The sequence below is a fragment of the Promicromonospora iranensis genome (assembly GCF_028994805.1).
In the GTDB taxonomy this organism is placed as follows: Bacteria; Actinomycetota; Actinomycetes; order Actinomycetales; family Cellulomonadaceae; genus Promicromonospora; species Promicromonospora iranensis.
The window spans coordinates 393,762-414,242 of the sequence record NZ_JAJQQP010000003.1; the positions used below are offsets into that span (position 1 = coordinate 393,762).

The window sequence follows — 20,481 nt, forward strand, 5'->3', positions numbered from 1 at the left end:
GAGGGAGTCGATCGAGGGAGGAGCGGCCGCTGGACGGCTCAGCTCGCGGACGGCTCGACCGCGGACGGCTCGACCGCGGAGGAGTGGAAGCGGCCCACAGGCACCACGAGCGGCGAGCCGGCCACCGGGTCGGGCACCACCTGGGCGCGCAGCCCGAACGCCTCGCTCACCACCTCGCGGGTCAGCACGTCCGCCGGCGCGCCCTCCGCGACGATCCGCCCCGCCGACATCACGACCAGGTGGTCGGCGTAGCGCGCGGCGAGGTTGAGCTCGTGCAGCACCATCGCGACGGTGGTGCCGCGGTCCCGGTTCAGCTCCGTGAGCAGGTCCAGCAGGTCGAGCTGATGGCGCACGTCGAGGAACGTCGTGGGCTCGTCGAGCAGCACGATGTCCGTCTGCTGCGCCAGGACCATGGCGATCCACACCCGCTGCCGCTGCCCGCCCGACAGCTCGGCGACGGGGCGGTCCGCGAGCTCCGCGACGCCGGTGGACCGCAGCGCGGTGGTGACCACCGCGTCGTCGTCGGACGAGTGCCTGCCGAACCAGCCCTGGTGCGGGTACCGGCCGCGGCTGACGAGCTCGGCGACCCGGACGCCGTCGGGCGCGATGGACGACTGCGGCAGCATGCCGACCCTGCGGGCCAGCTCCTTGCGGGGCATGGCGGTGATGTCGGTGCCGTCGAGCGTGATCCGGCCGCCGTCCAGCGGGTGCAGGCGGGCCAGGCCGCGCAGGAGGGTGGACTTTCCGCAGGCGTTCGGCCCGACGACGGCGGTGATCTTGCCGTCGGGCAGCGTCAGGTCGAGGCCCTCGATGACACGCAGTCCGTCGTAGCCCAGGCTGACGCCTTCGGCGCGCAGGTTGGTCATCGGCTCCTCTTCTCGGTGGTGGCGAGCAGCCACAGCAGGTAGGGGGCGCCCACGAGCCCCGTGACGATGCCCACGGGGGCGGCGACGCCGAGCAGCGCGTGCTGCCCGGCGACGTCCGCCACCAGGGTCAGGGCGGCGCCGGTGGCGGCGGACGCGACGAGAGCCGCGCCGCCGTCGTTCACCAGGCGGCGGGCGATGGCGGGGGCGACCAGCGCGACGAAGGCGATCGGGCCGGCCGCGCTGGTCGCGAGCGCGACGAGCGCCACGGCGAGCAGCAGCGTGCCGATGCGGGCGGCGTCCACGCCCACGCCCAGGGAGCGCGCGTTGTCGTCCCCGAGCGAGAGCGGCCCCTGCGTTCGCGAGACGGCGGCGACGGCGACGGACAGCACGAGCGTGCCGGTGGCGACGAGCGCGAGCTGGTCACCGCGGATGTCGGACACGGAGCCGACCGTCCAGATCAGGACCCCCGCCGCCTCGTTCTCCTCCGCCCGGGCCATGGACCAGGCGACCAGGGACGAGCACAGGTAGGCGAACCCGACGCCGACCAGCACGAACCGGATCGAGTGCAGGCCCTTGCGCCAGGCCAGCAGCCAGATCGCGAGCGCGACGAGGCCGGCGCCCGCGAACGCCATGGCGGACAGCACCACGCCGCTCAGGCCCAGGGCGAGCAGGCCGGTCACGGCTCCGAGGCTCGCGCCGCTGGAGATGCCGAGGATGTCGGGCGAGGCGAGAGGGTTGCGCAGGGTCGACTGGAACAGGGCGCCGGCCAGGCCGAACGCGGCACCGACCACGACGGCCGCCTCGATGCGGGGCAGGCGCAGCTTCTGGATGATGAAGACGTCACCCTTGTCGCCGAGGCCGACGGCGCCCGCGATGGCCTGGCCCGGCGTCAGCCCGGCGGCGCCGACCAGGAGGGCTCCCGTCCCGGCGACGAGCACGACGAGAGTCATGCCGGCCACGACGAGGACCCGACGGCGGCGTCGGACGGCGCGCAGGTCGGCGACGGTGGTCTCGACGGCGTCGGTGGTCATCACGCTCCCACCACGTTCCTGCTGCGGGCGACGGCGATCAGCACCGGCGCGCCGAGGAGCGCGGCGACCACGCCGGCCTCGAGCTCCGACCGGGGCAGGATGAGGCGGCCGAGGACGTCGGCGGCCAGCAGCATCACGGGGCCCAGCAGCACGGCGATGCCCATGATCCAGCGGTAGTCCGTGCCGATCAGGCGGCGTGCGGCGTGCGGCACCACGAGCCCGACCAGCGCGATCGGTCCGGCGAGCGACGTCGCCGTGCCTGCGAGCAGCACGATGGCGATCGCCGAGAGGGCGCGGGTGGTGCCCACCCGCTGGCCGAGCGCCGTCGCGACGTCCTCGCCGAGGGCCAGCATGTTGAGCCGGTGCGAGAGCACGGCCGCGAGGACGATGCCGACCACGATGAACGGCCACAACCAGGCGACGGTGTCCAGGCCACGGCCCGTCAGGGAGCCGACCGCCCAGAACCGGTACAGGTTGAACGCCTGCTGGTCCTGCAGCAGGACGAGCGTGATGAGCGGCGTGATGAGGGCCGTCACGGCGGCGCCGACCAGGGCCAGGCGCACAGGCTGCCCACGCCCCACGGAGAAGACGATCGCCGCCGCGCCCGCGGCGCCGACGAAGGCGAACCAGACGTAACCGATCGGCGAGGTGATGCCGAAGAGCCAGACCGCGCAGACCACGGCGAGCGAGGCGCCCGAGTTCAGGCCCAGCAGGCCGGGATCGGCGATCGGGTTGCGGGTGACCCCCTGGATCAGGGTGCCCGCCGTACCGAGCGCGACCCCGGCCGCCAGGCCCACGATGGTGCGCGGCAGCCGCTGGTCCAGCACCACGTCGTGGTCCACGAACCCGGCGACCGGTGCGGTCAGGGCACGCCAGACCTCCGCGGGGTTGATGTCGCGGACGCCGAGCGCCAGGCTCGCGAGGACGACGAGCAGCAGGGCGACGAGCGCCGTTGCCAGCGCGAGCGTCCTGCGTCGGGCGCGGTGAGCTACGGCTTCCGCACCCTCACGGCGTCCCGCGGGCGCAGCCGCAGGTGAGGTAAGCATTGCCTAAGTGTTCCACAATGCCTGGAGTGGTCGGTACGGCGTCCGGCCGGTGAGCGATCAGGAGTAGGACTCGCAGCCCCAGCCGTCGTTGTCGTTCCCGTCGAGGCGGTGGTAGTCGTTCGTTCCCACCCAGACGCGCTGGCGGACGTCGTCACAGTCGAGGTCGGGGTTGGTGGGCGAGACGGGGCACTGCCAGCGGCCGGAGCCGTAGACGCAGACGGCATCGGCCGCGCTGTCGGCCCGGTTGAACCTGTTGCCCGCGTACTTCGCGGTCCACTTGCCCGAACGGGCCGCCGTGAACGTGCGGGTGTAGCTGCCGGTGCGCGTCGTCCGGACCATGGCCACCTTGCGGGACCGGTCGCTGCCGGCGGGGTCGAAGTGGACCGTGACCAGCTGCGCGCCCAGCGGGCGCCACTGCCCGTTCTTCTTGTGCTTCAGGGTTCCCGTGACGGTGATCGTCTTGCCCTTGGCGACCGGTTCGGGTTTGGCGTTGGCCGTGACGTTCGTGGGGTTGGCGATCACTGCCGGCGCGGGGCCGGGGGCGGGGGCAGATCCGGCGTGCGCGGGCATGGATGCCGTGAGGGCGAGCGCGAGAACGCTCACGAGGGTGATGACGGTTCGGCGGATCATGGGGCCTCTGGGGCTCGGGGTGCGCTGGTTGCGGCACGCTACGAGTGACAGAGCCCTGGGAAGGCGGAATCTGACCCCGTTCGGACCTTTCTCACCCGGGTGAGGAAGCCGCAGGCCGCACCACCGACCGGCATGCCGCGCGCGTCCTGCGCCTGCTGCGGGAGCAGGCACAGGACGCGCGACTGACGGCGGTCGAGCCCGTCGAGACTCTCAGGCCCCGACGAGGTGACCGGCCAGGTAGCCGACCACCTTGTCCAGCGCCACGCGCTCCTGCTGCATGGAGTCACGGTGCCGGATGGTGACCGCCTGGTCGTCGAGCGTGTCGAAGTCGACGGTGATGCAGAACGGCGTGCCGATCTCGTCCTGACGGCGGTAGCGCTTGCCGATCGCCTGGGTCACGTCGTAGTCGACGTTCCAGTACTTGCGCAGCTCGGTGGCCAGGGCCTCCGACGCCGGGAGCAGGTCCGCCGTCTTGGACAGCGGCAGCACCGCGGCCTTGACGGGAGCCAGGCGCGGGTCGAGACGCAGCACCGTGCGCTTGTCGACGCCGCCCTTGGTGTTCGGCGCCTCGTCCTCGGCGTACGCCTCGACGAGGAAGGCCATGAGGGACCGGGTCAGGCCCGCGGCCGGCTCGATGACGTACGGGTAGTACTTCTCGTTCGTCACCGGGTCGCGGTACGCCAGGTCCTTGCCCGAGCTCTCCGTGTGGGTCTTCAGGTCGAAGTCCGTACGGTTCGCGATGCCCTCGAGCTCGCCCCACTCACTGCCCTGGAAGCCGAAGCGGTACTCGATGTCCACGGTGCGGGTCGAGTAGTGCGACAGCTTGTCCTTGGGGTGCTCGTAGTGGCGCAGGTTGTCGGCCGAGATGCCGAGGTCCGTGTACCAGGCGGTGCGCTGGTCGATCCAGTACTGGTGCCACTCCTCGTCCTCGCCGGGCTTGACGAAGAACTCCATCTCCATCTGCTCGAACTCGCGGGTGCGGAAGATGAAGTTGCCCGGCGTGATCTCGTTGCGGAACGACTTGCCGATCTGGCCGATGCCGAACGGCGGCTTCTTGCGGGCCGCCGCCGCGACGTTGGCGAAGTTCACGAAGATGCCCTGCGCCGTCTCGGGGCGCAGGTAGTGCAGGCCGGACTCGTCCTCGACCGGGCCGAGGTGCGTCTTCAGCATCATGTTGAAGTCGCGCGGCTCGGTCCACTGGCCGCGGGTGCCGCAGTTGACGCAGACCAGGTCGGTCAGCGGCACGGAGTCGGGGTCGTCGATGCCCTTCTTCTCCGCGTGCGCCTCCTGCATCTGGTCCACGCGGTAGCGCTTGTGGCACGAGAGGCACTCGGTGAGCGGGTCGGTGAACACGCCGACATGGCCCGAGGCGACCCACACCTGGCGGGGCAGGATGACCGAGGAGTCGAGGCCCACGATGTCGTCGCGGCTCGTGACGGTCGCGCGCCACCACTGGCGCTTGATGTTCTCCTTCAGCTCCACACCCAGGGGGCCGTAGTCCCACGCCGAACGCGTTCCGCCGTAGATCTCACCCGACGGGAAGACGAAACCTCGTCGCTTCGCGAGCGAGACGACGGCGTCGAGCTTGGCGGTCTGCGCAGAGCGCACTGACTTGTCGGACACGAGGGCTCTCTCCAGGGGAACAGGTGGAAACAATGTTGGCCCAGCCTACCGTCCGGGCAGGTTGGGGCCCGCGCGATCAAGCCAGTGACCGACCTCTCCCCGCCGATCTTTGACATCCGTTCTCATCAGGCGTGAGAATCATTCTCATGAACTCGACTCGCGCCTCAGGTGCTGCCCTGGCCGGCCTCGCTCTCGTCGCCACGGCGACTCTCGCGGGCTGCTCGACCGAGGGGGCGAGCGGCTCCACCGACGAGTCCGACGGCGTCCGGGTGCTCGCCTCGTTCTACCCGCTCCAGTACGTCACGGAGCAGATCGGCGGGGACCTGGTCACCGTCGACAACCTCACGCCCCCGGCCGCGGAGCCGCACGACCTCGAGCTCTCCCCGGCGCAGGTCCGCGAGATCGGCACCGCGGACCTCGTGGTCTACCTGTCCGGCTTCCAGAACGCCGTCGACGAGGGTGTCGAGGCGCGCGCCCCTGAGCACGTGATCGACGCCGCCGACGCGGCCGGACTCGTGGAGCACGCGGAGGAGACCGAGGAGGAGCACGCGGAGCACGCCGGCGAGACCGAGGAGGAGCACGCCGAGCACGCTGACGAGCACGCCGACGAGCACGACCACGGCGCCACCGACCCCCACTTCTGGCTCGACCCGAGCAAGCTCGCCACCGTCGGCCAGGCCGTCGCGGACGAGCTGGCCGCGGTGGACCCGGAGCACGCCGACGAGTACGCCGCCGGTGCCCAGCGCCTCGGCCAGCAGCTCGACGAGCTGGACCAGGAGTTCGCGGACGGCCTGGCCGCCTGCCAGGGCGCCACGCTGGTGACGAGCCACGCGGCGTTCGGATACCTCGCCGACCGGTACGCCCTGGAGCAGGTGGGCATCTCGGAGCTCGACCCCGAGGTCGAGCCCTCCCCGGCCCGCCTCCGCGAGATCGGTGACGTCGTCGAGGAGCGCGGCGTCAAGACGCTCTACTCCGAGACCCTCGTGAGCCCGAAGGTCACCGAGACGCTGGCCTCCGACCTGGGTGTCGAGACCGCGGTGCTCGACCCGCTGGAGGGCCTGTCCGAGGACGCCACGGCCGCCGGTGACGACTACATCTCCGTGATGCGGGCCAACCTGGCCGAGCTGGAGGAGGGCCTGGTCTGCGAATGACGGACACTAGGCAGGTGACCGAGACGAGCGAACCCGTCATCGAGGCCCGCGGCCTGCACTTTCGTGCGGGCGCGAGCCACATCCTGCGCGGCATCGACCTGACGGTGGACCGCGGCGAGGTCGTCGCGCTGCTGGGCGCGAACGGCTCGGGCAAGTCCACCCTCGTGCGGGCACTGGTCGGCATCAACACGCCGTCCGCGGGCACCGTGCGCCTGCTCGGCGCGCCTCTCGGCACCGGCCGCCGCACCGCCGCCGTCGACTGGAGCCGCATCGGCTACGTGCCGCAGCGAGCGAGCGCCGGCGGCGGCATCCCGTCCACCGCACAGGAGGTCGTCGCGTCCGGTCTGCTGCACGGCCGCCGGCTGCGGCTGCCGCGCGGCTGGCGCGACCAGGTCGAGGCGGCCCTCGAACAGGTGGGCCTCGCCGACCGGGTACGCGACCCCGTGCACCTCCTGTCGGGCGGCCAGCAGCAGCGCATCCTCATCGCGCGCGCCCTGGTCCGCGAGCCCGACCTCCTCGTCCTGGACGAGCCAGTCGCCGGCGTGGACGTCGCCAGCCAAGAGGCGTTCGCCGCCACCATGGAGCGGCTCGTCGACGGCGGCCTCACCGTGCTCGTCGTGCTGCACGAGCTCGGCGAGCTCGAGCCGCTGGTGACCCGCGCCGTCGTGCTGCGGCACGGCAAGGTGGTGCACGACGGCGCCCCGCCGCCCGCCCGGCACGACCACGACCGCGTCGGACACCGGCACCAGCACCCGCACGCCGACGACAACGCCCTCGGCGCCGAAGCCAGGGTTCTCGACCTGGAGGTGCGCCCATGATGCTCATGCTGACCGACCCGTTCATGCAGCGCGCCCTCATCGCCGCGCTCCTCGTCGGCATCACCGCGCCCGTCGTCGGCACCTACCTGGTGCAGCGCAAGCTCTCCCTGCTCGGCGACGGGATCGGGCACGTGGCCCTGACCGGCGTCGCGCTGGGCTGGCTCGTCGGCGCGGGCATGGGGCTGACGCCGAACGACGCGCTCGCCATCCCCGGCGCCGTGGTCGCCGCGGTGATCGGCGCCGTCCTCATCGAGGTGGTCCGGCGCCGCGGCCGCACCTCGGGCGACCTCGCGCTCGCCATCATGTTCTACGGCGGCATCGCCGGCGGCGTCTTTCTCATCGGGGTCGCCGGCGGCTCCTCCGGAAACCTCATGCAGTACCTGTTCGGCTCGATCTCCACGGTGACCGACGGCGACCTCTGGCTCACCGTCGTGCTCTCCCTCGTGGTGCTGGCTGTCGGCGTCGGCCTGCGGCACGCGCTGTTCTCGGTGAGCCACGACGAGGAGTTCGCCATCGCGTCCGGGCTGCCCGTCTGGGCGCTGAACATCATCGTCGCGGTCGTGTCGGCCCTCACCGTGACGGTCGCCATGCGCGTCGTCGGCCTGCTCCTCGTCAGCGCGCTCATGATCGTGCCCGTCGCCGTCGCGCAGCAGGTCACGCACGCCTTCGGGCGCACCATGTTCACCGCGTGCGTCGTCGGCGTGGTGGTCTGTGTGTCCGGCCTGACCATCACCTACTGGTACAACGTCTCGCCGGGCGCGACTATCGTGGTCCTTGCCATCGCGGTCTACGCGGTGGTCTCACTGGTGGCGCCGTTCCTGACCCGGCGGCGTCCCGCGCACGACCCACATCCAGATCTGCCCGACGACGTCGACCTGCCGGCTGCCGCAACGGAACGTGCGGTGGCCGCCGCGAAGGAGTGCCGCTGATGGCCGCACGTATGACCCGCCAGCGGACGGCTGTCGTCGAGGCGCTCGACGAGCTCGCGGACTTCCGCTCCGCCCAGCAGCTGCACGAGACCCTGCGCGCCCGCGGCGAGTCCGTGGGCCTCGCGACCGTGTACCGGGCGCTGCAGGCGCTCGCGGACGCGAGCGAGGTCGACGTGCTGCGCGCCGAGGACGGCGAGAGCCTCTACCGCCGGTGCGCGCGCCGTGAGCACCACCACCACCTGGTGTGCCGGCACTGCGGCAGGACCGTCGAGATCGACGGTCCCACCGTGGAGGCCTGGGCCTCGAAGGTGGCGGCCGCCCAGGGCTTCGACGACATCGAGCACACGATCGAGCTCTGGGGCACCTGCGCGGACTGCCGCGCCTCCGCAGCGACGAAGTAACTACCTGACTACCTCGGCAGAGGGGGCGGGGCGGGGTTTTCCGTCGGCTCGGGGAGTTATCGCAGGAAGAGTTCCGGCGGGTGTCCGCATTCGCAGGACGGCGTGGCAGGATGCGTGCATGACCTCAGCACGGCACGCCGCGGACCGGCGGGGCAGGCTCCCCTCGCGGGCCGAGGTGGTCGTGGTCGGCGGCGGTGCGATCGGTGCGTCGGTGGCGTTCCACCTCGCCGAGGACGGCGTCGACGTGCTGCTCCTGGAAGCCGACGAGCTTGCCTCCGGCAGCTCGGGCAAGCCCATCGGGGGAGTGCGGGCGCAGTTCTCCGACCCGGCGAACGTCGACCTCGGCAACCGCAGCCTCGAGCTGTACGAGGACTTCGCGAACCGCCCCGGGGCGGACATCGGGCTGCAGCAACCGGGGTACCTGTTCCTCCTGCCGGACGCCGACGACGTCGCGCTGTTCGAGGAGTCGGTGGCCATGCAGAACGAGCGCGGGGTGGCGAGCCGCATGCTCGGCCGCGACGCTGTGCACCGCCTCAACCCGTATGTCGACGTCGACCGGTACCAGGGCGCCGCGTACGCCGCCCGCGACGGGTTCGCCCACCCGCGCGCCGTCGTCGAGGGGTACGCCGCGGGCGTCGAGCGCCATGGCGGAACGGTCCGCACGCACGTCACCGCCACCGACGTCGAGACGAGGGGCGACGACGTCGTCGCGGTGTGGACGAGCCAGGGCCGGGTGCGGACGGGCGCCGTCGTGCTGTGCGCGGGGGCGTGGACCCGCGACGTGGCCGCGAAGGCAGGGCTCGACCTGCCCGTCGACCCGTACCGGCGGCAGATCGGCTTCACCCCGGCGCTGGACCCGGCGCCGCGGCGGATCCCGTTCACCATCGACTACGGCACCACCTTCTACTTCCACAACGCCGCACCCGACGGGCTGCTGGTCGGCATCGCCGACCCGGCCACCCCCATCGCCTTCGAGCGCACCTACGACCCGGCCTGGCTGCCGCTGCTGCGCGGGGCGCTGGGGGCCTGCGCCCCCGAGCTGGTCGACGTGCCCGTCGCGCGCGGCTGGGCGGGCCTCTACGAGATGACGCCGGACCACAACGCGCTCATCGGTGAGGCCACCGGTGTGCCGGGCCGCGTGCTGTACGCCGCCGGCTTCTCGGGCCACGGGTTCCTGCAGGCGCCCGCCGTCGGCGAGGCGGTGCGCGACCTGTACGCGGGCCGTACGCCCCCGACCGACGTGTCCGGGTTCGGTGCCGACCGGTTCGCCGACGGCACCGCGGACACGACCACCACCGGCCCGGGGCGACGAGGCCCCGAGTCGAACATCATCTGACGGACAGGAGAGACCTATGTCGGCAGCGACATTCCTCGAGCCCTGGCAGCTGAGGGCCGCGTTCGCGCGCAGCCTCTCGGACATGTACGGCAAGGAGGTGCCCGCCTACACCACGCTGCTGGACGTGTCGCACGAGGTCAACGCCGACTTCGTGGCGAAGCACGGGGCGGACGCCGAGCGGCTGGGCTCGGTCGCGCGCGTCACGGCGGAGCGGCACGGCGCGATCCGGGTGGGCACGCCCACCGAGATGGCGCAGGTCGCCCGCGTCTTCGGCGCGATGGGTATGCATCCCGTCGGGTTCTACGACCTGCGCGACGCGTCGTCCAGCTCGGTCCCCGTCATCTCGACCGCCTTCCGCCCGATCGAGCGCGCGGAGCTGGCCCGCAACCCGTTCCGGGTCTTCACGTCCATGCTCGTCACCGCGGACCGCCGGTTCTTCACCGCGGACCTGGAGCGGCGGCTGGAGAGCTTCCTCGCCGCGCGCACGCTGTTCGGCCCGGAGCTGCTCGCCCTCGCCGACCGAGCCGAGGCCGAGGGCGGCCTCCCCGAGGACCAGGCAGCTCAGTTCCTGCGCCTGGCGACCCAGGCGTTCGAGCTGTCGAGCGAGCCCGTCGACCAGGCCTGGTACCGCGAGCTGGAGGCCGTGAGCGCGGTCGCCGCCGACATCGGCGGCATCGCGTCCACGCACATCAACCACCTCACGCCCCGCGTGCTCGACATCGACGACCTGTACGCCCGCATGGAGGCCCGCGGCATCACGATGATCGACGCGATCCAGGGCCCGCCCCGCTGGGAGGGCCCGGACGTGCTGCTGCGCCAGACCTCGTTCCGCGCGCTCGCGGAGCCGCGGACGTTCCGCACCGCCGACGGCGAGATCGTGCGGGACGCCCTGCGCGTGCGCTTCGGCGAGGTGGAGGCGCGCGGCATCGCGCTGACCCGCGAGGGCCGCGCCGCGTACGACGCCGCGGTGCTCGAGATCGACGAGAAGGCCGCCGCGGCCCGCGCCGAGGACCCGGGTCTGACCGAGACGCGGCGCCAGGAGATCGCTCGCGGCGTCTGGCAGAAGACCTTCCCGGCGACGGAGACAGGGCTCGCGGCCCAGGGCCTCGGCTGGTTCACCTACGAGGTCGACCCGGCCGGCTTCACCCCCGAGGTCCGCCGGGAACCCGTCGTCTACGAGGACTTCCTCCCGCGCTCGGCGGCCGGCATCTTCCAGTCCAACCTGACCTCGGACGGCGCCAAGGACGCGAGCCAGGAGGGCATCAACCGCGACGCGGACTGGATGTCCGGCGCGCTCGGCCGCGAGCTCAACGACCCCTTCGACCTGTACGCCGACCAGGTGGACAGGTCGCTCGCCGGCGCCGCCGAGACCCTCGGCGTCGACCCGGCAACCCTCACCACGACCGACCGCACCACGGGAGCACCGCGATGACCAGCACCACCACCCACACCCCGCTGACGACCGAGCTGCGGGACGCCGCCCTCGCCGCGCTGGAGCGGCTGGGCGCCACGACACCGGTGGTCGAGCCCGCCCCGGGCGTCGAGCCCTCCTCGGTGGACGAGGAGACCCTCTCCGTCGTCTCCCCGTTGTCCGGTCAGCCGCTCCTGCGCCTGCGCCGCGACGGCGCCGCGGAGACGGCCGCCGCCGTCGGGCAGGCCGCGGAGGCCTTCACCACGTGGCGCTCCGTGCCCGCTCCCGTGCGCGGCCAGGTGATCAAGCGCCTGGGCGAGCTGCTGACCGAGCACAAGGCCGACCTGGCGGAGCTTGTCACCATCGAGGCGGGCAAGATCACCAGCGAGGCCCTGGGCGAGGTCCAGGAGATGATCGACATCTGCGACTTCGCCGTCGGGCTGTCGCGGCAGGTGGGCGGCCGGACCATGCCGTCCGAGCGCCCGGGGCACCGCCTCATGGAGACCTGGCACCCGATGGGCGTGGTCGGCGTGATCAGCGCGTTCAACTTCCCGGTGGCCGTGTGGTCCTGGAACACGGCGGTCGCGCTCGTCTGTGGCGACACCGTGGTGTGGAAGCCGAGCGAGAAGACCCTGCTGTCCGCGGTCGGCGCCTCCGCGCTGCTCGACCGGGCGCTCGCCGAGGCCGGGTTCCCGGCCGGCGTCTCGCAGCTCCTCCTCGGCGACCGCGAGGCGGGCGAGGCGCTCGTGGCCGACCCGCGCGTGGCGCTCGTCTCCGCGACCGGCTCGGAGCGGATGGGCCAGCAGGTCGCGCCCGTCGTCGCGGCGCGTGGCGGGCGGTACCTGCTGGAGCTGGGCGGCAACAACGCCGCGGTCGTGGCGCCGTCGGCGGACCTGGACCTCGCGGTGCGTGGCGCGGTCTTCGCCGCCGCGGGCACGGCGGGGCAGCGCTGCACGTCGCTGCGGCGCCTGATCGTGCACGAGTCGATCGTGGACGACGTCGTCGCGCGGCTCGCCAAGGTCTACACGGGCCTCCCGGTCGGTGACCCCCGTACCGAGGGCACGCTGGTGGGCCCGCTGGTCGACGCCGGTGCGCGGAGGAGCATGCTGGCCTCGATCGACGAGGCGGTGGCCGCGGGCGGCGAGCTGGTGGTGGGCGGCACGGCGGTGACCGTGGCCGGCGCCGAGGACGCGGCGTACGTGCAGCCGGCCATCGTGCGGATGCCGGTGCAGGCCGACGTCGTCAAGCGCGAGACGTTCGCCCCGATCCTGTACGTGCTGACCTACTCGGAGCTCCCCGAGGCGATCGCCGTCCACAACGACGTGCCCCAGGGTCTGTCGTCGGCGATCTTCACGCTGGACGTGCGCGAGGCCGAGACGTTCCTGTCCGAGGTCGGCTCGGACTGCGGCATCGTGAACGTCAACATCGGTACCTCCGGCGCCGAGATCGGCGGTGCGTTCGGCGGTGAGAAGTCGACCGGCGGCGGGCGCGAGTCCGGGTCGGACGCCTGGAAGCAGTACATGCGCCGCGCCACGAACACGGTCAACTACTCGACGGAGCTGCCGCTGGCGCAGGGCGTCAACTTCGGCTGACGAGCCACCGCTGGTCGAGCCCCACCCGCGGGCGGGCTCGACCAGCGACGGCCGCTCGACCGACGGTCACTCTCAGGAACGACCAGCCCCGACCTTCGCCACCGAACCCGTCTCGGTGGTCGGCACGTCGGTGCTGGGGGCGTACTTGTTCACCGCGCTGACGGAGACCCCCACCCGCTCCGCGACCTCGTCGAGGCTGAGGTTCTGCTCCCACCGGAGCACGCGGATCTCGCTGATCTGGTGCGTGCTGAGCGTCGGCGCGACGTCCGTGACCGCGGGCGTCGTGACGTCGGCCGAGCGAGCCTCCCAGTCCGTCACGGTGGCCGGGCGGCTCGCGGGCTCGCCACTCTTCACCGGCTCGGCCGCCACCGTCTTCACGGGCGTGTACTTGCGTTCCAGCTGCACGCGCTCGATCTCTCCGGTCAGAGCAGGCTCGGACCGGGCCCGCTCGGGGTCGGGGCTGCCGGGCAGAGCAGGCTCGTCGTGCGCGGACCTGTCGTGCTCGCCCCCGTCGGTCACGGCCAGGCCGAGCTGGACGCCGGCGGGAAGCGTGAGGTCGGGCAGGTTCACGCGGGTCAGTGTGCGGTCGGACGCGGCCCGCTCGAGCTCGCTCTGATCCGGCATCCACTCGCCGGCCAACGCCGCGGCCTCCTGGACGACGTCGCGGATCGTGCGCTCCGACTCCAGGTGCGGGCGTGTGACCTCCGCGGTGACACCGGCGGGCACGTGGCGGTGGACCCGGGTCACCGCGGCGTTCACGTCCGCGATGCGTGCGTCACGCTCGTCCTCGGGGGCGATCTGGGCCAGCCGCACCGCGTCGAGCATGTCCAGCACGGCGGTCTCGCGGTCGGTCTCGATCTTGGCCAGCCGGTCGAGGTTGCGCGCACTCGACGCCGACTGGAAGAACAGGTGTACCGCTACCGCCGCCAGGACGGGGGCCACGGCGCGGGAGGCGGCAAAGATGCCCTCACCGAGCAGCCAGCCGTGCCAGGCGGCGAGCGCGCCGGACAGGACGCCGACGATGATCGCGCCGCCGAGCCAGCGTCCGTGACCGGACGGCGGACGGCCGCTCTCGAGAGCTCGGTCGGCTCGGCGCCGTCCCTCCCAGGCCAGGCCGATCACCAGTGCCTCGTAGGCGACGCCCAGCGCGTAGCCGAGCTCGGGCCCCTCATAGGCGGCGATGGTGTGTGACATGCCGATGTAGGCCCAGGCCGAGAGGCCGAAGGCCCCCAGGAAGAAGCCTGGGTTTCTGCGAATGTCGGCGATGACCGCAGGAACGCGTCGGGGGCGTTTCTCCGATGCCATGATGGGTGTATCCCTTTCCGTCGGTACGGGTGGGTGAGGCGGGGACCGCCGGGGTGTGGTCGAGCCCGACGGTTCGAGTGGTGCAAGGCTGATCCTGGACTACCTTGGGCCCTTTGTGCTCTTTACGCAGAAGATCGACCTGAATCTCTTCGAGTTATCACCCCGCTCGTCGATGCGGCGGGATCTGTCCGAGCGGTCGAGGCAGCAGCGAAAGCGCCCCTGAGTTATCCACAGATGAGCCACCTTGACGCTCTTCGGCGGCCTTTCGTGTTGAATCATAAGCGCTATGACCCGGACACCGACGCCCGTCGACCACCTTGACCCGGACCTCGCCCCCGACCCGCTCGCCGGGCTGCCGCTGCGCGAACGCCTGGCCCTCGCGACCCGGCTGGAGGCTCGGCTGGTCGAGCACGTGCTGCGGCCCGCCAACGCCGAAGCGGTCCGGCGCCAGGCCGAGTACGTCGGCTCGCAGGTGCTCACCCACGACCCGGACGCCGACGACGACCCCGAGCTGCGCGGCGCGATGGTCCTGGACGGCGCCGTCGACATGCTCGTGCACTCGGGGCCGCGGGGCGTGGGCGGTTCGCTGGTGCAGCGCCTGCTGGGCGCGGAGCCGCCCGCGGACGCCGTCGGCAGCGCCCCGGCCGGCCTGGTCCTGACCGCCGCGGAGCGGGCGCTGCTCGAACCGTGGCGCGACGGCGGGGTGCTGGGCTACTTCATGGTGACCGACCTGGTGGACGAGCACGCCATGCTGCACAACCTCGAGGACGACCTGGACTACCGGGTGTACACCGGCTGCTCCGAGATCCGGTCGGCGGCGCTGGCCCCCGGCCTGCCGCTGTCCGGGCGCGTGCTGCCGGTCGGGGCGGCGTGGATCTTCGCGGACACCCCCTTCGTGTTCCCGCCGAGCGCCATGGTCGACGTCGTGCGCGGCGTCGTCACGCTGCTGTCGTCCACCCCGTGCCCGGCCTACCGCAACCCGCGCACGCTGGCCCGCGCCCGGGAGCTGGTCGCCGACCACCACCGCGCGTTCCGCGACCTGTTCGGGGACGTGCTGGTGGAGGGCACCGCGTCGCACGTCATGGACTGCTACCTGCGGTTCAAGCACCAGGTCGGGGCGCCGGCGGAGGAGTTCGCGCTGCTGCCCGCGCTCCGCGACGAGCGCTGGCTGCCGGACGACGCCGCGGACCCCGACGACGCGTCGTTCGCCCTGGCGCACCATCCGGTCAAGGGCCTGCGCCTGCTCGACTGGTACGGCCAGCTCCGCGAGGTGCACACCGCGCCGTGGCAGCCGTGGAAGCCTCAGCGGCTCGCCCAGGTGCTCGCCGACCCCGACGTCCCCTCGTGGGTGCTGGCCCTGCTCGCCGAGCGGCACCCGGACCACCTGGACGGGCTGTACGGGACGGCGGCGGGCCGGCCGGGCTTCGCCTGGGCGGACGACGGCGCGGCGCTGCTCGCCACTCGGGAACCGGCGGCGGGCCACGACGAGCCGGGGCTCGTCATGGCGTCGTCGGTCATGGGGCGGGTCCAGCCGCCGGACGAGCTCACCGGCGTCCGGCCGACCGCGTGACCCGTGGAAGCCAGGAAGCCGGGCAGCGGGTCGACGGCCGGCGGATCATTCGCCCGGGACCCACTCGCTCGGCATGGTCGACGTGGTGCTGAACTCGGCGGGACGATAGCCCGATCGCTGTGCCTGCACCGTCACGGTCACGCGGTTTCCCTTGTGGCTGCCGCGGACCCACATGCTCGGACCGACCGTGTACCCCGCCTCTCCCTCCTGCGTGATCGTCTCGCCGGTGTCGATGTCGACCCAGGTCCAGGTGTAGGTGACGTTCGGGTCCTGCTCGATGCCGCAGTGGGCCAGCCAGCCCGCGTGCTTCACGCCCGAGCGCAGGGTGATCGAGCACGACGGCCGCGGCACCGACGGCTGCGGCACCGTGTCGGTGGGGTCGGAGAGCGCCACGGACCTGGCGTACCCCGGTCGGGCGGCGGTCAGCCGGACCTGGACGGCCTTGCCGACGTCGTCCAGCGCGACGGTGTAGGTGCACGACCCGAGGTTGTCCCGCTCCTCGCCACCGATGCTCCACCGGCACGCGGTGGTGGTCGGCTGCGGTGCCCAGCCGGTCGCGCTCGCGGTGATCTTCTGGCCTACCTGGATCTGTGCCGGGATCGTCACGGCGCCCGGCCGGAACCGGGCCGGGGCCGCGTCCTGCTCGTCGGCGGGCGGGGTGTCCTGCTCGGCGACGGGCGTGGCGGAGGGCGAGCTCTCGGGCGTCGCCGAGGGCTTCACCTTCCGCTTCTTCGCGGTCTGGCTGGGGCTGGGTTCGGCGGACGGCTCGGCCGACGGGGACGACTCGGCCCCGGCCGTGGTGATCGCGGCGGGCTCGTCGTCGGGATCCAGGAAATGCGCGACCGCCGCCGCGCCGCCGCTGCCGGCCAGCACCAGGGCTGCCGCGACCAGGCCGGCCAGGACCCTGCGACGCGTCCGGCCGGACGGCCTCGGCTCCTCGAGGGGGCCAGGGGCGCTCAGGGCGGCGGCCGACGCCGTCGCGCGCCGCACCGTGTCGTCGTCGCGCAGCATGGTGTCGTCGTCGGGCGTGCCGGTGGCCGTGAGGCCGGTGCCGATCAGCTCGACGCGCGGCGGTTCGGCGAGCGACGCCAGCACCGCCGCCGTGGTCGGGCGCGCGGCGGGGTCCTTGGCCAGGCAGGCGCCGACCAGGGGGCGCAGGCCGGGCGGCAGGGTGTCGAGGCCGGGCTGCTCGTGCACGATCCGGTAGGTGAGCGTCGCGAGGCTGCCGGTCCCGAACGGGGGCGTCCCGGCCGCCGCGAGGTGGGCCACGGCGCCGAGGGACCACATGTCCGAGGCGGCGGTGACGGCCTCGCCGCGGGCCTGCTCGGGTGACATGAACTGCGGCGTGCCCGGCTGCATGCCCGTGGTGGTCAGCGACGTGGCGTCCGAGTCGGAGACGATGCCCATGTCGATCAGCACCGGCCCGTCGGGGCCGAGCAGCACGTTGGCGGGCTTGACGTCGCGGTGGACGAGGCCTTCGCGGTGGATCACGTCGAGCGCCTCGGCAAGGCCGGCCACGAGCTCGCGGACGGCAGCCTCGGGGAGGCTTCCCACCTCGGCGATGGCCTGCGCCAGGGTGGGCCCGGGCACGTACTCGGTGGCGAGCCAGGGCTGCGGGGCGTCGACGTCGAAGTCGACGACGGCCGCCGTGTGCCGGTTGCGGACCTTCGTCGCGGCCGAGACCTCGCGGCGGAAGCGAGCCCGGAACTCGCGCTCGTCGGTGCGCTCGGGGTGGATGACCTTGATCGCGAGCAGCCGGCCGCTCCGCGTGGCTCCCAGGTACACCATGCCCATGCCGCCCCGGCCGAGCCGGCCGCGGACCTCGTACCCGCCGAGCTCGGGCGGGTCGTCGGCGGTGGCTGGTGTGATCTCAGGTGCGCGGACACGCCGCACCACGTCGGACAGCACGGGGGAACTCCCTCGGGTCGGGTGGGCTCACTCGGGGAAAGCCGGCCGAACGGCGTGCGCACCGGACGGCGGAAGGAGCGTATCGGAACCGGTCCGAGCGCGATCGCACCGTCACCTCCGCGGACCGGCCCTCGTCGGGCCGCGCGTCAGGCGGGCTCCCGGCCCTCAGCCGCCGCTGACGCTCAGCTCGGCCTCGCGCAGCTTGGCCTCGAACTCCTCCGACAGGTCGCGTGAGTCGAGCCACCCGTACGGCAGGTGCGGCGTCTTCGGCGATCCGGCGCGGCCGCGGGGGCCCTCGGCGTCGTCCCCGGGGTAGGGGGCGTCCAGGTCCAGCGCGTCGAGGCGCTCGCGCAGCTCGGCGAGCGTGTTGATCAGGGCGAGCTCGTGCCGCTTCTCGCCGCCGACGGCGTAGCCCTTGAGGTACCAGGCCATGTGCTTGCGCAGGTCGCGCATGCCCTTGCCCTCGTCGCCGTCGAAGTACTCGACCATGAGCGTGCCGTGCCGGTAGACCGTGTCGGCGACCTCGCGCAGGCCCGGCCGGACCCGCAGGCCGGAACCGTTGAAGGCGGCGGCGAGGTCGGCGAACAGCCAGGGGCGGCCCTGGCAGCCCCGACCGACGACGACACCGTCGGCGCCGGTCTCCTCGACCATGCGCACGGCGTCCTCCGCGGACCAGATGTCGCCGTTGCCGAGCACGGGGACCGTCCGCACGGCCTCCTTGAGGCGGGCGATCGCCTCCCACTCGGCCTGCCCGGAGTAGTGCTGCGCGGCGGTCCGCGCGTGCAGCGCGACGGCGGCGACGCCGAGCGACTCCGCGATCCGGCCGGCCTCCAGGTAGGTCAGGTGGTCGTCGTCGATGCCCTTGCGCATCTTGATCGTCACGGGGACGCCGTGCGGCGCGGCGGCGTCGACGGCGGCCTTGACGATGTCCGTGAACAGCTGCCGCTTCCAGGGCAGTGCGGCGCCGCCGCCCTTGCGGGTCACCTTGGGCACCGGGCAGCCGAAGTTGAGGTCGATGTGGTCGGCGCGCTCCTCGCCCGCGATGATCTTCACGGCGGCGCCCACGGTGGCGGGGTCGACGCCGTACACCTGGGCGGAGCGGGGCGTCTCGTCCTCGCCGAACGTCACGATGCGCAGCGCCTCGACGTTGCGCTCCACGAGCGCCCGGCTGGTCACCATCTCGGCGACGTACAGGCCCGGGTCGAACCCGGTCGACCGCCCCGCCTCGCGGCACAGCGTGCGGAACGCGCGGTTGGTCACCCCCGCCATGGGCGCGAGCACCACGGGCGTGGCGACGGTGATGGGGCCGATCTGCAGGGGCGCGAGCAGGGGAGCGCTCGACGCCCGGCCGGATGCGGCGGGCGCCTGCGTGGCGGTGTCGAGGACGGAGTTCACGCTCCCATTGTTCCATCGGTGCCGGTGCACGCAGGCGTGGTGTGGTGGCCCTCACGCAGCCCGCCTCGCGCGGACTGCTATGGTTCAATGACTCAATACATTGATCCAATGAATGGAGCGGCCATGCACGCGGTGGTACTCGTGATCGTTCTCGGCCTGCCGGCCCTGCTCATCACCCTGATCGTGCTGCTGGTCACGAACCAGGGCGGCCCGCCGCGCGACCACGAGGCGACGGTCGTCGCGGCCCGCCGCCACGAGACCCGCATCTCGGCGGCAGCGGCGGCGGCGAGCGTCTGCTCCGCGCTGGCGCTCGGCAACCCCGCCGTGGTGACCTGGGGCCCGCCCGGCGTGCTGCTCGGCCTGGCGCCGTTCGTCGCGGCCCTGACGTTCTGCCTGGCGCGTCTCAGCGGTGAGACGCGCTGGCCGCGCCCCACCGGTGAGGTCCGCAGCGCGCCCCTCGTGCGGCGGAGCGTGCGGGACCAGGGCGGGTGGCGACTGCCGCTGTTCGTCGGCACCGCCGTGGGGCTCGCCGTCGCCCTCGTGGTGTTCGGGCTCACTGCCGCCGACGACGGACGCAGCGTCGAACGTGTCGTCACGAGTGCCGGCGGCGTCGTCGTGGAGACGCACGCGGCCGGCCCCTACCCCGACTGGGAGCTCGGCGGCCCCGCGCTCGTGGCCCTGCTGCTCGTGGTGGGCACGACGGTCCTGGCGCTGCGGGCGGTGACGCGGCGGCCACCGATCGGGCTGCTGTCCCCGGCGCAGGACGACGCGATCCGGCGAACCTCCGCGGCGCGTGTGCTCGGCGGGGCGCAGGCGTGGGTGGGGCTGGGAGCAGCCGGCTACCTGGCGTTCGCGGCCGGCGCGCTGCTGAGGGTCGACGAATTGGCCGGCGGCCTCGCCTGCCTCCTCCTGGCCGTGGTGGCCTTCGTCGGGTCCCTGGTGGTCGCGACCACTGCACTGACATCCCGGCGGGCCGGTGCCGCGGACGGCGTGCCGCGCACCGCCCCGGCAGAGCCCTCGGCATGACGGCGCTGCAGGTCGACCTGGCCTCGCCCGTCCCGGTCTACGAGCAGATCCGTAGCCAGGTCTCGGCCCTCGTCGCCGTGGGCGGTCTGCGTCCGGGGGATCGGCTGCCGGCCTCGCGGGATCTCGCGCGCGACCTGGGGATCGCCGTCGGTACGGTGCAGCGGGCCTACCGGGAGCTGGAGGCGAGCGGCGTGGTCACCAGCCGGCGCCGGGTGGGCACCGTGATCGCGGAGCCTCCGGCGACGGCCGGGTCGGGCGAGGTCTCCGGGGACGCCGCCCGGCCGGGCGGGGTGTCGCAGGGCCCGGCCGGGAAGCCGGCGTCGGACCCGAGCGGGCTGGTCGGCGAGGCTCGCGCGCTCGTGGCCCGGGCGCGTGAGCAGGGGCTGAGCGACGAGGCGGTCCTTGCCCTCGTCCGGGGAGCGCTGCTGCCGGAGTCGCGCTGA

18 protein-coding genes are annotated in these 20,481 nt (G+C 73.1%); 10 read left to right on the forward strand and 8 right to left on the reverse strand.

What is annotated here, in order from left to right:
* Positions 1 to 38: 38 nt before the first annotated feature.
* The 5 genes from LUM46_RS06820 to LUM46_RS06840 form a co-directional block, all read right to left on the reverse strand.
* Positions 39 to 866: an ABC transporter ATP-binding protein gene (locus tag LUM46_RS06820; RefSeq protein ID WP_274993022.1), complete on the reverse strand. Its 828-nt coding sequence runs from the start codon at positions 864 to 866 to the stop codon at positions 39 to 41.
* Entirely contained in the window at positions 863 to 1,897 is a 1,035-nt protein-coding gene (locus LUM46_RS06825) for a FecCD family ABC transporter permease (protein ID WP_274993023.1), read from the reverse strand. Before LUM46_RS06825 ends, LUM46_RS06820 begins: the two co-directional genes overlap by 4 nt.
* Positions 1,897 to 2,943 (reverse strand): FecCD family ABC transporter permease, encoded by a 1,047-nt coding sequence (locus tag LUM46_RS06830; protein WP_274993024.1) that lies wholly within the window; start codon positions 2,941 to 2,943, stop codon positions 1,897 to 1,899. The genes LUM46_RS06825 and LUM46_RS06830 overlap by 1 nt, the downstream gene beginning before the upstream one ends.
* A gap of 57 nt (positions 2,944 to 3,000) precedes the next feature.
* Positions 3,001 to 3,573, reverse strand: a complete 573-nt coding sequence (locus tag LUM46_RS06835) for a hypothetical protein (protein WP_274993025.1) — start codon at positions 3,571 to 3,573, stop codon at positions 3,001 to 3,003.
* 210 nt (positions 3,574 to 3,783) lie between these two features.
* A complete protein-coding gene (locus LUM46_RS06840; RefSeq protein ID WP_274993026.1) occupies positions 3,784 to 5,196 on the reverse strand; it encodes a glycine--tRNA ligase in 1,413 nt (470 codons plus the stop codon).
* Between the two features lie 146 nt (positions 5,197 to 5,342).
* Between LUM46_RS06840 and LUM46_RS06845 the strand changes: the two genes are divergently transcribed.
* The 7 genes from LUM46_RS06845 to amaB all read left to right on the forward strand — a co-directional run bounded on the left by LUM46_RS06845 (position 5,343) and on the right by amaB (position 12,834).
* Entirely contained in the window at positions 5,343 to 6,347 is a 1,005-nt protein-coding gene (locus LUM46_RS06845) for a metal ABC transporter substrate-binding protein (protein WP_274993027.1), read from the forward strand.
* A gap of 14 nt (positions 6,348 to 6,361) precedes the next feature.
* Positions 6,362 to 7,165, forward strand: coding sequence for a metal ABC transporter ATP-binding protein (locus LUM46_RS06850; RefSeq protein WP_274993028.1), 804 nt, complete (start codon positions 6,362 to 6,364; stop codon positions 7,163 to 7,165).
* Positions 7,162 to 8,094 carry a metal ABC transporter permease gene (locus LUM46_RS06855; protein WP_274993029.1) on the forward strand — a complete coding sequence of 311 codons (933 nt, stop codon included), beginning with the start codon at positions 7,162 to 7,164 and terminating at the stop codon, positions 8,092 to 8,094. The genes LUM46_RS06850 and LUM46_RS06855 overlap by 4 nt, the downstream gene beginning before the upstream one ends.
* A complete protein-coding gene (locus LUM46_RS06860) occupies positions 8,094 to 8,495 on the forward strand; it encodes a Fur family transcriptional regulator (RefSeq protein ID WP_274993030.1) in 402 nt (133 codons plus the stop codon). The genes LUM46_RS06855 and LUM46_RS06860 overlap by 1 nt, the downstream gene beginning before the upstream one ends.
* Before the next feature lie 118 nt (positions 8,496 to 8,613).
* Positions 8,614 to 9,831, forward strand: coding sequence for an NAD(P)/FAD-dependent oxidoreductase (locus tag LUM46_RS06865; protein WP_274993031.1), 1,218 nt, complete (start codon positions 8,614 to 8,616; stop codon positions 9,829 to 9,831).
* A 16-nt stretch (positions 9,832 to 9,847) separates the two neighbouring features.
* Positions 9,848 to 11,263 carry a 2-oxoadipate dioxygenase/decarboxylase gene (gene hglS / locus LUM46_RS06870; RefSeq protein ID WP_274993032.1) on the forward strand — a complete coding sequence of 472 codons (1,416 nt, stop codon included), beginning with the start codon at positions 9,848 to 9,850 and terminating at the stop codon, positions 11,261 to 11,263.
* Positions 11,260 to 12,834, forward strand: coding sequence for an L-piperidine-6-carboxylate dehydrogenase (gene amaB / locus LUM46_RS06875; RefSeq protein ID WP_274993033.1), 1,575 nt, complete (start codon positions 11,260 to 11,262; stop codon positions 12,832 to 12,834). The genes hglS and amaB overlap by 4 nt, the downstream gene beginning before the upstream one ends.
* A gap of 72 nt (positions 12,835 to 12,906) precedes the next feature.
* Here the strand turns inward: amaB and LUM46_RS06880 are convergent, their stop codons facing one another.
* Complete coding sequence (locus LUM46_RS06880; protein WP_274993034.1) at positions 12,907 to 14,139, reverse strand: helix-turn-helix domain-containing protein; 1,233 nt, start codon at positions 14,137 to 14,139, stop codon at positions 12,907 to 12,909.
* Between the two features lie 286 nt (positions 14,140 to 14,425).
* Here LUM46_RS06880 and LUM46_RS06885 point away from each other — a divergent pair, with 286 nt between their 5' ends.
* Positions 14,426 to 15,709 carry a hypothetical protein gene (locus LUM46_RS06885; protein ID WP_274993035.1) on the forward strand — a complete coding sequence of 428 codons (1,284 nt, stop codon included), beginning with the start codon at positions 14,426 to 14,428 and terminating at the stop codon, positions 15,707 to 15,709.
* 45 nt (positions 15,710 to 15,754) lie between these two features.
* On the opposite strand, the gene LUM46_RS06890 is transcribed toward LUM46_RS06885, so the two are convergent.
* Together LUM46_RS06890 and dusB are read right to left on the reverse strand one after the other, a co-directional pair.
* Positions 15,755 to 17,617, reverse strand: coding sequence for a serine/threonine-protein kinase (locus tag LUM46_RS06890; protein WP_274993036.1), 1,863 nt, complete (start codon positions 17,615 to 17,617; stop codon positions 15,755 to 15,757).
* A 165-nt stretch (positions 17,618 to 17,782) separates the two neighbouring features.
* Positions 17,783 to 18,946 (reverse strand): tRNA dihydrouridine synthase DusB, encoded by a 1,164-nt coding sequence (dusB, locus tag LUM46_RS06895; RefSeq protein WP_274993088.1) that lies wholly within the window; start codon positions 18,944 to 18,946, stop codon positions 17,783 to 17,785.
* Positions 18,947 to 19,135: 189 nt separating this feature from the next.
* On the opposite strand from dusB, the gene LUM46_RS06900 reads away from it, so the two are divergent.
* Positions 19,136 to 20,038 (forward strand): hypothetical protein, encoded by a 903-nt coding sequence (locus LUM46_RS06900; RefSeq protein ID WP_274993037.1) that lies wholly within the window; start codon positions 19,136 to 19,138, stop codon positions 20,036 to 20,038.
* On the forward strand, positions 20,035 to 20,481 hold the full coding sequence (locus LUM46_RS06905) for a GntR family transcriptional regulator (protein ID WP_274993038.1): 447 nt from the start codon (positions 20,035 to 20,037) through the stop codon (positions 20,479 to 20,481). Before LUM46_RS06900 ends, LUM46_RS06905 begins: the two co-directional genes overlap by 4 nt.

Excerpts from the sequence above, each read along its gene's own strand:
- LUM46_RS06820 (WP_274993022.1), bottom strand. The coding sequence starts at position 866 with ATGACCAACCTGCGCGCCGAAGGCGTCAGCCTGGGCTACGACGGACTG.
- LUM46_RS06825 (WP_274993023.1), bottom strand. The coding sequence starts at position 1,897 with ATGACCACCGACGCCGTCGAGACCACCGTCGCCGACCTGCGCGCCGTC.
- LUM46_RS06830 (WP_274993024.1), bottom strand. The coding sequence starts at position 2,943 with ATGCTTACCTCACCTGCGGCTGCGCCCGCGGGACGCCGTGAGGGTGCG.
- LUM46_RS06835 (WP_274993025.1), bottom strand. The coding sequence starts at position 3,573 with ATGATCCGCCGAACCGTCATCACCCTCGTGAGCGTTCTCGCGCTCGCC.
- LUM46_RS06845 (WP_274993027.1), top strand. The coding sequence starts at position 5,343 with ATGAACTCGACTCGCGCCTCAGGTGCTGCCCTGGCCGGCCTCGCTCTC.
- LUM46_RS06855 (WP_274993029.1), top strand. The coding sequence starts at position 7,162 with ATGATGCTCATGCTGACCGACCCGTTCATGCAGCGCGCCCTCATCGCC.
- LUM46_RS06860 (WP_274993030.1), top strand. The coding sequence starts at position 8,094 with ATGGCCGCACGTATGACCCGCCAGCGGACGGCTGTCGTCGAGGCGCTC.
- LUM46_RS06865 (WP_274993031.1), top strand. The coding sequence starts at position 8,614 with ATGACCTCAGCACGGCACGCCGCGGACCGGCGGGGCAGGCTCCCCTCG.
- hglS (WP_274993032.1), top strand. The coding sequence starts at position 9,848 with ATGTCGGCAGCGACATTCCTCGAGCCCTGGCAGCTGAGGGCCGCGTTC.
- amaB (WP_274993033.1), top strand. The coding sequence starts at position 11,260 with ATGACCAGCACCACCACCCACACCCCGCTGACGACCGAGCTGCGGGAC.
- LUM46_RS06880 (WP_274993034.1), bottom strand. The coding sequence starts at position 14,139 with ATGGCATCGGAGAAACGCCCCCGACGCGTTCCTGCGGTCATCGCCGAC.
- LUM46_RS06885 (WP_274993035.1), top strand. The coding sequence starts at position 14,426 with ATGACCCGGACACCGACGCCCGTCGACCACCTTGACCCGGACCTCGCC.
- LUM46_RS06900 (WP_274993037.1), top strand. The coding sequence starts at position 19,136 with ATGCACGCGGTGGTACTCGTGATCGTTCTCGGCCTGCCGGCCCTGCTC.
- LUM46_RS06905 (WP_274993038.1), top strand. The coding sequence starts at position 20,035 with ATGACGGCGCTGCAGGTCGACCTGGCCTCGCCCGTCCCGGTCTACGAG.